Origin of the sequence: Xenorhabdus santafensis (genome assembly GCF_033949405.1) — a bacterium.
In the GTDB taxonomy this organism is placed as follows: Bacteria; Pseudomonadota; Gammaproteobacteria; order Enterobacterales; family Enterobacteriaceae; genus Xenorhabdus; species Xenorhabdus santafensis.
In genome coordinates this window covers 1-259 of sequence record NZ_VCDN01000417.1, presented here as the reverse complement: position 1 = coordinate 259, position 259 = coordinate 1, and the positions used below count along the sequence as shown (strand labels likewise).

Below are 259 nucleotides of genomic sequence, written 5' to 3'. Positions count from 1 at the left end.
TTCAATTCGTTCACGAAGGGTAGTATGACTATACAAGTAAGACTTGGACACTTCTGCGAAGTCGGAGACAGAGTTGAAATTAATACGTCTATTCTCTTTAATCAGTTGTCTAATTGCTTTCTCAACCTTTTGTAGGGTTTCTTCACGCTTCTTTTTAGCTAAGGCTACAATAGCATCTGTAGATCGTTTATGTTTCATGATGATACACCTTTTTCTTTAATAATTTGAGCATCAAAGAGAATTTTTTTAGCACTCTCCC

1 protein-coding gene is annotated in these 259 nt (G+C 35.5%); it reads right to left on the bottom strand.

Going from position 1 to position 259, the window contains the following annotated elements:
* The coding region (locus tag FE392_RS20790; protein WP_319931985.1) for a DUF6262 family protein at nucleotides 1-198 on the bottom strand (198 nt) is incomplete at its 3' end.
* Between the last annotated feature and the right edge of the window lie 61 nt (nucleotides 199-259).